Here is a 395-nt window from a genome sequence, read left to right as displayed (position 1 = left end):
GGCGTCGGTGCCGTCGGCGACCAGTTGCCACAGGTCCTCGGGTGAGCGCACGCCGCCGGGGTAGCGGCAGGCCATCCCCACGACCACCACCGGATCGTCCGCCCGGGACTCGAACTCCCGCAGTCGCTCCCGGGCCTGCTGCAGGTCGGCCGTCACACGCTTGAGATAGGACCGGAGCTTGTCTTCCACGTTCATCGAGTCGAAACCTCTCTACCTCAGCCTCAGGCGATGCCGAGTTCGTTGTCGATCAGGTGGAACATCTCGTCATCGGTGGCTGACGTGAGGTCCTTGGCGCGCGCATCCGACGCCGCGTCAACTGCGGAGTCCCCGGAGCGCTGAGAGTCCTCGGCGTGCTGGTCGAGCAGCTTCCGGAGCCGTTCGGTGAAGACCTGCCG

General features: G+C 67.1%; 1 protein-coding gene. It reads right to left on the bottom strand.

Annotation, left to right across the window (positions count from 1 at the left end; genetic code table 11):
* Positions 1-195: polyketide synthase docking domain-containing protein (locus IG94_RS39500; protein ID WP_043485765.1), on the bottom strand; the 195-nt coding region annotated here is incomplete at its 3' end.
* Between the last annotated feature and the right edge of the window lie 200 nt (positions 196-395).

Origin of the sequence: Streptomyces olivaceus, assembly GCF_000721235.1 — a bacterium.
GTDB classification, from domain to species: Bacteria; Actinomycetota; Actinomycetes; order Streptomycetales; family Streptomycetaceae; genus Streptomyces; species Streptomyces olivaceus.
Note: the sequence above shows the minus strand (reverse complement) of the source record. Positions and strands in the feature narration are given on the sequence as shown.